General features: G+C 67.8%; 7 protein-coding genes. 2 read left to right on the top strand and 5 right to left on the bottom strand.

What is annotated here, in order from left to right; all coding sequences use genetic code 11:
* Positions 1-52 precede the first annotated feature (52 nt).
* The 5 genes from FB547_RS16095 to FB547_RS16115 form a co-directional block, all read right to left on the bottom strand.
* Entirely contained in the window at positions 53-334 is a 282-nt protein-coding gene (locus FB547_RS16095; RefSeq protein ID WP_145743827.1) for a BolA family protein, read from the bottom strand.
* Positions 331-870 (bottom strand): septation protein A, encoded by a 540-nt coding sequence (locus tag FB547_RS16100; RefSeq protein ID WP_145743829.1) that lies wholly within the window; start codon positions 868-870, stop codon positions 331-333. The genes FB547_RS16095 and FB547_RS16100 overlap by 4 nt, the downstream gene beginning before the upstream one ends.
* 25 nt (positions 871-895) lie before the next feature.
* Positions 896-1,306 (bottom strand): peptide-methionine (R)-S-oxide reductase MsrB, encoded by a 411-nt coding sequence (gene msrB, locus FB547_RS16105; RefSeq protein WP_012748038.1) that lies wholly within the window; start codon positions 1,304-1,306, stop codon positions 896-898.
* Positions 1,303-2,787: a protein adenylyltransferase SelO gene (locus tag FB547_RS16110; protein WP_145743830.1), complete on the bottom strand. Its 1,485-nt coding sequence runs from the start codon at positions 2,785-2,787 to the stop codon at positions 1,303-1,305. The genes msrB and FB547_RS16110 overlap by 4 nt, the downstream gene beginning before the upstream one ends.
* Before the next feature lie 65 nt (positions 2,788-2,852).
* Positions 2,853-3,929, bottom strand: a complete 1,077-nt coding sequence (locus FB547_RS16115; protein WP_145743832.1) for an AraC family transcriptional regulator — start codon at positions 3,927-3,929, stop codon at positions 2,853-2,855.
* A 200-nt stretch (positions 3,930-4,129) separates the two neighbouring features.
* On the opposite strand from FB547_RS16115, the gene FB547_RS16120 reads away from it, so the two are divergent.
* Both FB547_RS16120 and FB547_RS16125 read left to right on the top strand, forming a co-directional pair.
* Positions 4,130-5,926 carry a carboxylesterase family protein gene (locus FB547_RS16120; RefSeq protein WP_145743887.1) on the top strand — a complete coding sequence of 599 codons (1,797 nt, stop codon included), beginning with the start codon at positions 4,130-4,132 and terminating at the stop codon, positions 5,924-5,926.
* A gap of 130 nt (positions 5,927-6,056) precedes the next feature.
* Positions 6,057-7,126 (top strand): AMP-binding protein (locus tag FB547_RS16125; protein WP_145743834.1); only part of this gene is annotated, 1,070 nt, incomplete at its 3' end.

Here is a 7,126-nt window from a genome sequence, read left to right on the forward strand (position 1 = left end):
AAAGGGGTCGGGCCGCCGCGGCCGTCTCGGCGCGTGCCGGCAATCGAACGACTCAGAGCACCTCGATGGCGATGGCGTGCAGACCCTGTGCGATAAAAACTTGGAGGGCATCATACACAAGGCGATGGCGCGCCACGCGGGGCTTCCCTTCGAACAGTGGGGAAGCAATGCGGACCCGGAAATGGGTGCCCCGGCCCTCGGCATTGGCGCCCGCATGGCCGGCGTGGGCGCCGCTCTCGTCGATCACCTCGAGCATGGTGGGCTGCAGCGCCTGGCGCAGCGCCGCTTCGAGCTCGCGTGCCGTGGGCAGCGGATGGGTGGTGGCGGTGCTCATACGGAGGGTTCGTCGTTCTTGAGATGCGGCGAGATGTAGAGTCCCTGCGCCACCAGGAACACGATCGGGAACGCGTAGCCCCAGAGCTTGAAGTTGACCCATGCCTCGGTCGTGAAGTACGCCGCCACGTAGCCGTTGATGGCCGCCATGAAGAGGCAATAGCCGATCCAGGCCACGTTCAGGCGCCCCCAGATGCGGTCCGGCAGCTGCAGCTGCGAGCCCAGCAGCATCTTGAGGAAGTTCTTCTTCAGCGCCCAGAGCGCCACCGCCAGCGCGATGGCCATGGCGCCGTACAGGACCGTGGGCTTCCACTTGATGAAGCGGTCGTCGTGCAGCGCGAGCGTGAGCGTGCCGAACAGCAGGATCAGCACCAGCGTGGCCTTCTGCATGGCCTGCAGCTTGCGGTCGAGCGCGTAGATGATGCCCATCTGCAGCACGGTGGCGGCCATCAGCACGCCGGTGGCGGTGTAGATGTCGGCCAGCTTGTAGGCGCCGAAGAACAGCAGGATCGGAAAGAAGTCGAGGATCAGTTTCATGCGCTGGGCGGGCCGGTTCGGTTGCTTATTTTTTCTTGAAGTCGAGTGAGGCGGAATTCATGCAGTACCGCAGGCCGGTTTCGGTGGGGCCGTCGGGGAACACGTGGCCCAGGTGGGCGCCGCAATTGGCGCAGACATTCTCGGTGCGCACCATGCCATGTGAGCGGTCGACGATGTTCCGGATGGCGCCCGGCACGGCTTCTTGCGAGAAGCTCGGCCAGCCGCAGCCCGCATCGAACTTGGTGGATGATTCGAACAGCTTGGCGCCGCAGCAGATGCAATGGTAGGTGCCGTCGTCCCAGTGCGCCTCGTACTTGCCGGTGAAGGGCCGTTCGGTGGCCGCGTGGCGCGTGACCTCGAAGGCCGCGGGCTCGGCGCCTTTTTCGGCAAGCAGGGCCTTCCATTCGGCGTCGGTTTTCTCGATGGGAGTGGTCATGATGAGCAGCTGATTTCGATCGTGGAAGCCCAGTCGGGCGGGAACCCGGCATAGGCATCGGCGCCGGGATGTTCTTCAAATGGGGTTTCGAGCAGGGCCAACAAGGTTGCCACAGCCGAGAAGTCTTTCTGGCTCGCCGCTTCGATGGCTTGCTGGCCCAGGTGGTTCCGCAACACGTACTTCGGATTGGATTCGAGCATCAGGGCTGCGGCTTCCGCGCGCGGCGCCTGCGCATGGCGCTGCGAAAAGGATAGCAGCCAGGCATCGAAGCCCGCGCGGTCCAGGAACAGGTCGCGCACCGGTTCGGCGTTGCTGTCGGCCATGTGCTGCGAAAGGCGGCGCCAGAAGATGGTGTAGTCGACCTTTTCGGCGGCCAAGAGCTTCAGCACGCCCTCGATGAGCGCACGGTCGCCTTCGGCCGGTTGCGCGAGGCCGAGCTTGGCGCGCATGCGGCCCTCGAATTCGCGCGGGAACACCGTCTTGTAGGACTCCAGCGCCGCGACGGCGATTTCCTGGTCGCCGATCAGCGGCAACAGGGCCTGTGCGAGGCAGAACAGGTTCCAGTAGGCCACGTTGGGCTGCTGGTTGAAGGCGTAGCGCCCGCTGGTGTCGCTGTGGTTGCAGATGTGGCGCGGATCGAAGCCGTCGAGGAACTGGAACGGCCCGTAGTCGATGGTGAGCCCGAGGATGCTCATGTTGTCGGTGTTCATCACGCCATGGCAGAAGCCCACGGCCTGCCACTGCGCGAGCAGGGCGGCGGTGCGCTCGCTCACGGCTTCCAGGAAGGCCGCGTAGGCGTTGCCGCTGAAGCGATCGGTGGTGCGGCACGCCGGGTAGTAGCGGTCGATGACGTAGTCGGCCAGCGCAAGCAGTTCGGCATCGCGCTGGTTGGCCGAAAAGTGCTCGAAGTGGCCGAAGCGGATGAAGCTGGGCGCCACGCGTGTCACGACGGCAGCGCTTTCGGGCACTTCGCGATACACCCGGGCGTCGGAGCCCGTGACGCAGAGCGCGCGGGTGGTCGGAATGCCCAGGCCGTGCATGGCCTCGCTGCAGAGGAATTCGCGGATGCTGGAGCGCAGCACGGCGCGGCCGTCGGCGCCGCGCGAGTAGGGCGTGCGGCCCGCGCCCTTGAGCTGAACCTCGAGCCCGCCTTCGGTTTCGCCAAGCATGATGGCGCGGCCATCGCCGAGCTGGCCGGCCCAGACGCCGAACTGGTGGCCGCTGTACACGGTGGCGAAGGGCTGCGTGCCGGCCACGGGCAGGTTGCCGGTCAATGCCTCCAGCGTCCCGTCCGATTGCCGCCAATCGGACGGCAGGCCGAGCATGCGGGCCGTCGCCTCGCTGTGGCCCACCCAGTAGGAGGGATCGGGCAGCGGCGTCGGCCGCAGTTCGGTAAGAAAGGCGGGGCCCAGCGCCCGGAATCCGGGTTTCCAGCGCAATCCCAGGTCCGCGGCGGCCGTGTCTTCAGCAAGCAAGCTCATGCCCGGATTGTCCGGCAGAGCGCGAGACCCCTGGCGATGCGGGCCATCGGCGGGTCGAGGCCCGTTCAGTGGGCCAGCGCCGGCGTGTCCCAGATGCGCGCCCGGTATTGGGCGGGCGGCAGCCCGAACCAGCGCTTGCAGGCCCGGAAGAAATTGCTGCTGTCGACGAAGCCGAGCATGTCGGCCACGTCGGTGAGCGTATGCCGGTCTTCCGCCAGGTACTGCTGCGCCAGTTCGCGGCGGGTGCGGTCGAGCAGCGACTGGAACGACACCGATTCCTGCTGCAGCCGCCGCTGCAGCGTGCGCTCCGCGAGGCCGAGGCCGGCGGCCACGTCCTGCCGGCGCGGTTCGCCTTGCGGCAGCCGCCGTGCGATCTCGGCGCACACCAGGGTGCTGGTGGTGGTCTGGCCCAGCAGGTTCAGCTGGTCGTCCAGCAGGTGCTCCTGCATCTCGCCCAGCGTGGGGTGGTGGGTGGGCAGCGGCATCGCCATGTCGGCTGCCGACAGCAGCAGCCGGTTGGCCGGCGCGTTGTAGCGGATGGCGCAGCCGAAGGCCTCGCGGTGCAGCCGGTCGTCGACGGGCGGCGGATAGACGAAGTCGAGCGCCAGCGGCTGCAGCTCGCGCCGCGTGAGCCACTGGCACTGCATGAAGACGGTCAGCAGGGCGTATTCGACGCGCTGGCGCGGAATCGGGAGGCTGCCGCCGGTGTGCTCCATCACCATCCAGCAGCCGCGCGCCTCGCGCTGCAGCGAGAAGGCGGTCGCGTCGGAGATGACGGCCATGTAGCGCGTGAGCCGCACCAGCGCCGCGCCCAGGTCGGCGCTGCAGGCCATGGCGTGGCCGACCGTGCCCAGCTTGCTGTGCGTGGCGGCCAGGTCGCGGGCGAGGCCCAGCGTGGGCTTGCCGGCGCGCGCCACTGCCAGTTGCCAGAGCACGGAGATCTCGTCCACCGGGATGCGGGCGTTCTGCCGATGCAGCGAATCGGGATCGAAGCCCGCATCGCGCAGCAGCGAGGGCACGTCGATTCCCTCGGCCTCGAACATCGAGAGCACGCCTTCGAGCCAGGCGGCCGAACTGGTCCGCAGCTCGGGCTGCTGCGCGCAGCCGGACCGGCGTTGCGGCCGGCGCTGGGCATGCGGCATGGAGGCTCCTGAAGTCATTGAATTGGCGCGCTTGCGATAGCGGCGGAAACGGCGTGCGTTCCTAGAATTTTTAAGGGGTTCGGCGGGCCGGAGTATGGCCACCGGACGCGCAGGCAGGAATTCCGATTAACCCGGTGTGGAGACAAAAAATGGATACGGCACTGACAGCAGCGGTACGCGCCCGGCCAGAAAACCAGGGCGTGGCGGCAACGACCACGGCGGCGGCGCGGGCACTGGCCGCGGCCGCCTGCCTGGCCCTCGCGGCCTGCGGCGGCGGCTCCTCGGGCGGGTCGTTCTCGTTCCTGCCGGCCGCGCCGCCTGCGCCGCCGCCCGCCGCGCCGCCACCGGCCGCCGACGGCCCCATGGTGCGCCAGACCACCGCCGGCAAGGTCGAGGGCGTGGACGACAGCGCCAGCTCGGGTACCTGGTTCTGGAAGGGCGTTCCCTTCGCGCAGCCACCGGTCGGGGCGTTGCGCTGGCGTGCGCCGGTGGAGCCCGAGGGCTGGAGCGGCATCCGCCCGGCCGCGAAGTTCGGCAATGCCTGCCTGCAGATCGGCCGCCTCTTCAGCCCCGGTGCCAACAACACCTACGACGCCACCATCGGCACCATGCTGGGCAAGCCGGTCGGCAGCGAGGACTGCCTGTTCGTCAACATCTGGCGCCCGGCCACGGACGAGCAGAACCTGCCGGTGCTGCTGTTCGTGCACGGCGGCAGCAATATTTCGGGCTACACGGCCGATCCGCTCTACGACGGCGCCCGGCTCGCCAAGGCCGCCAACGCGGTGGTCGTCACCGCCAGCTATCGCCTGGGCATCCTGGGCTTCCTGAACATGCCGCAACTGCGTCCGGGCGGCAGCGCGGGCGACGACTCGGGCAACTTTGCGCTGCTCGACGTCATGGCGGCGCTGCGCTTCATCAAGAACAACGTCGCGAACTTCGGTGGCGATCCGGGCAACGTCACGCTCTCGGGCGAATCGGCCGGCGCCACCAACCTGCTGGCTGTGATGACATCGCCGATGGCGAAGGGCCTGTTCCACAAGGCCTTCGAGATGAGCGGCGGGATCTCGCTCGCAAGCAACCTGCCGCCAGGCACGCTGCCGACGCTGGCGCCGGCCTCGGCTTCGCTCGCGCAGGGCCAGTCGATCCTCGAGAAGCTGCTCGTGGCCGATGGCACTGCCGCCGACGCAGCCGCCGCCAAGGCCTACATCGGCACGCGCACGCCGGCGCAGATTGCCGAATACCTGCGCGCGCAGGAGGGCGGCGCGATGCTGGCGACGGTGGTCGCCAATGGCCTGGGCAGCGTTGCGCCCATTCCCGACGGCACGGTGCTACCTGCCGATCCCATCGGCGCGATCGCGGCTGGCAACTACGCCAAGGTGCCGATGCTCGCCGGGAATACGCGCGACGAGGGCAAGCTCTTCGCCTCGCTGCTGGGAACCATCGGCTTCCCGAAGCCGGGCTGGATCGTCACCGATGCCCAGCGCTTCTCGATGATGTTCAACTTCGACCCCGATGCGCAGTCCACGCTCACGGCGGCCGACATCATCGATCCGTCCTACCTTCCGGTAGACACGCCCGGCACGGGCTACAACGCGGCCACCGCCGTCATCACGAAGGGCCTGTTCGAGGCCAACCGCGACAACCTGCTCAACACGATGAAGACGCACCAGTCGAACATCTGGCACTACCGCCTCGACTGGGCGCAGGAGCCCTCGCCGTGGAGCGACGTGTACGGGGCTGCGCATGCGTTCGACCTGCCGTTCGTGTTCGGCAACTTCAGCGGCTCGCTGCTCAGCAACGTGATGGGCGGCAAGGCCAACCAGCCGGGCCGGCTCGCGCTGTCCAGGGCCGTGATGGCCAGCGTCGGTGCCTTCATGCGCAAGGGCGACCCGAACACGCCCGAACTTGGTGCAACCTGGGCGACATGGCCGTCGCAGCTGCGGCTCGACGCCGCGCCCTCGGCGGCCGTGGTCACGCCGGTGCAGGCCGTGCCTTGATCAGGCGCATCAATGAGCCGCTGCGTTCAATCCGGCAGTGCGGGTTTGTGTCATTGTGGAAGTGGCCGAAGCTTGCGTGAATCCGTTGTCCGCAAGCTTTCATGAAGTCATTTCAAAAAGGAGTCCGTAGATGCTGGGTTTGATGCAAGACCAACCGCTTTTGATCTCGTCGCTGATCGAGTTCGCCGAGCGCCACAACGGCGACGGCGAGATCGTCTCGCGCCGGGTCGAGGGCGACATCCACCGCACGACGTGGGGCGGTATCGCATCTCGCGCCCGGCAGGTGGCCAATGCGCTGGACGGCGAGCAGCTGCTGTTCAGCGACCGCATCGCCACCCTGGCCTGGAACGGCTACCGGCACCTGGAGCTGTACTACGGCGTGAGCGGCAGCGGCCGCGTGCTGCACACCATCAACCCGCGCCTGCACCCCGACCAGATCGCCTGGATCGCCAACCACGCCGAAGACCAGATCCTGTGCTTCGACCTGAGCTTCCTGCCGCTGGTGCAGGCGGTGCATGCCAAGTGCCCCACGGTCCGCAAATGGATTGCCCTGTGCGATGCCGACAAGCTCCCGGCGGACAGCGGCGTGCCCAACCTCGTGAGCTACGAAAGCTGGATCGGCGGGCAATCCACCGGCTACGACTGGCCCACCTTCGACGAGAACTCGGCCTCGAGCATGTGCTACACGAGCGGCACCACGGGCAACCCCAAGGCCGCGCTCTACAGCCACCGCTCGACCATGCTGCATGCCTACGCCGCGGCCCTGCCGGACGTCATGCGGCTGTCGGCGCGCGACTCGGTGCTGCCGGTGGTGCCGATGTTCCACGTCAACGCCTGGGGCATTCCGTACTCGGCCGCGCTGGTGGGCTGCAAGCTCGTGTTTCCCGGCCCCGCGCTCGACGGCAAGTCGGTGTACGAGCTGATCGAATCCGAAGGTGTCACCTTCGCGGCCGGCGTGCCCACCGTGTGGCAGATGATGCTCGGCCACATGCAGGCCAACGGCCTGAAGTTCAGCAAGCTCAACCGCACCGTGATCGGCGGCTCGGCCTGTCCGCCGGCCATGATCACGGCGTTCCAGGAGAACTACAACGTCGAGGTGCTGCACGCCTGGGGCATGACCGAGATGAGCCCGCTGGGCACGCTGTGCACGCTCAAGAACAAGCACCTGTCGCTGCCGCCCGATGCGCAGCTGCAGATCCG

The sequence above is a fragment of the Variovorax beijingensis genome (genome assembly GCF_007828835.1).
Classification (GTDB): Bacteria; Pseudomonadota; Gammaproteobacteria; order Burkholderiales; family Burkholderiaceae_C; genus Variovorax; species Variovorax beijingensis_A.

Excerpts from the sequence above, each read along its gene's own strand:
- FB547_RS16115 (WP_145743832.1), bottom strand. The coding sequence starts at position 3,929 with ATGCCGCATGCCCAGCGCCGGCCGCAACGCCGGTCCGGCTGCGCGCAG.
- FB547_RS16100 (WP_145743829.1), bottom strand. The coding sequence starts at position 870 with ATGAAACTGATCCTCGACTTCTTTCCGATCCTGCTGTTCTTCGGCGCC.
- msrB (WP_012748038.1), bottom strand. The coding sequence starts at position 1,306 with ATGACCACTCCCATCGAGAAAACCGACGCCGAATGGAAGGCCCTGCTT.
- FB547_RS16110 (WP_145743830.1), bottom strand. The coding sequence starts at position 2,787 with ATGAGCTTGCTTGCTGAAGACACGGCCGCCGCGGACCTGGGATTGCGC.
- FB547_RS16095 (WP_145743827.1), bottom strand. The coding sequence starts at position 334 with ATGAGCACCGCCACCACCCATCCGCTGCCCACGGCACGCGAGCTCGAA.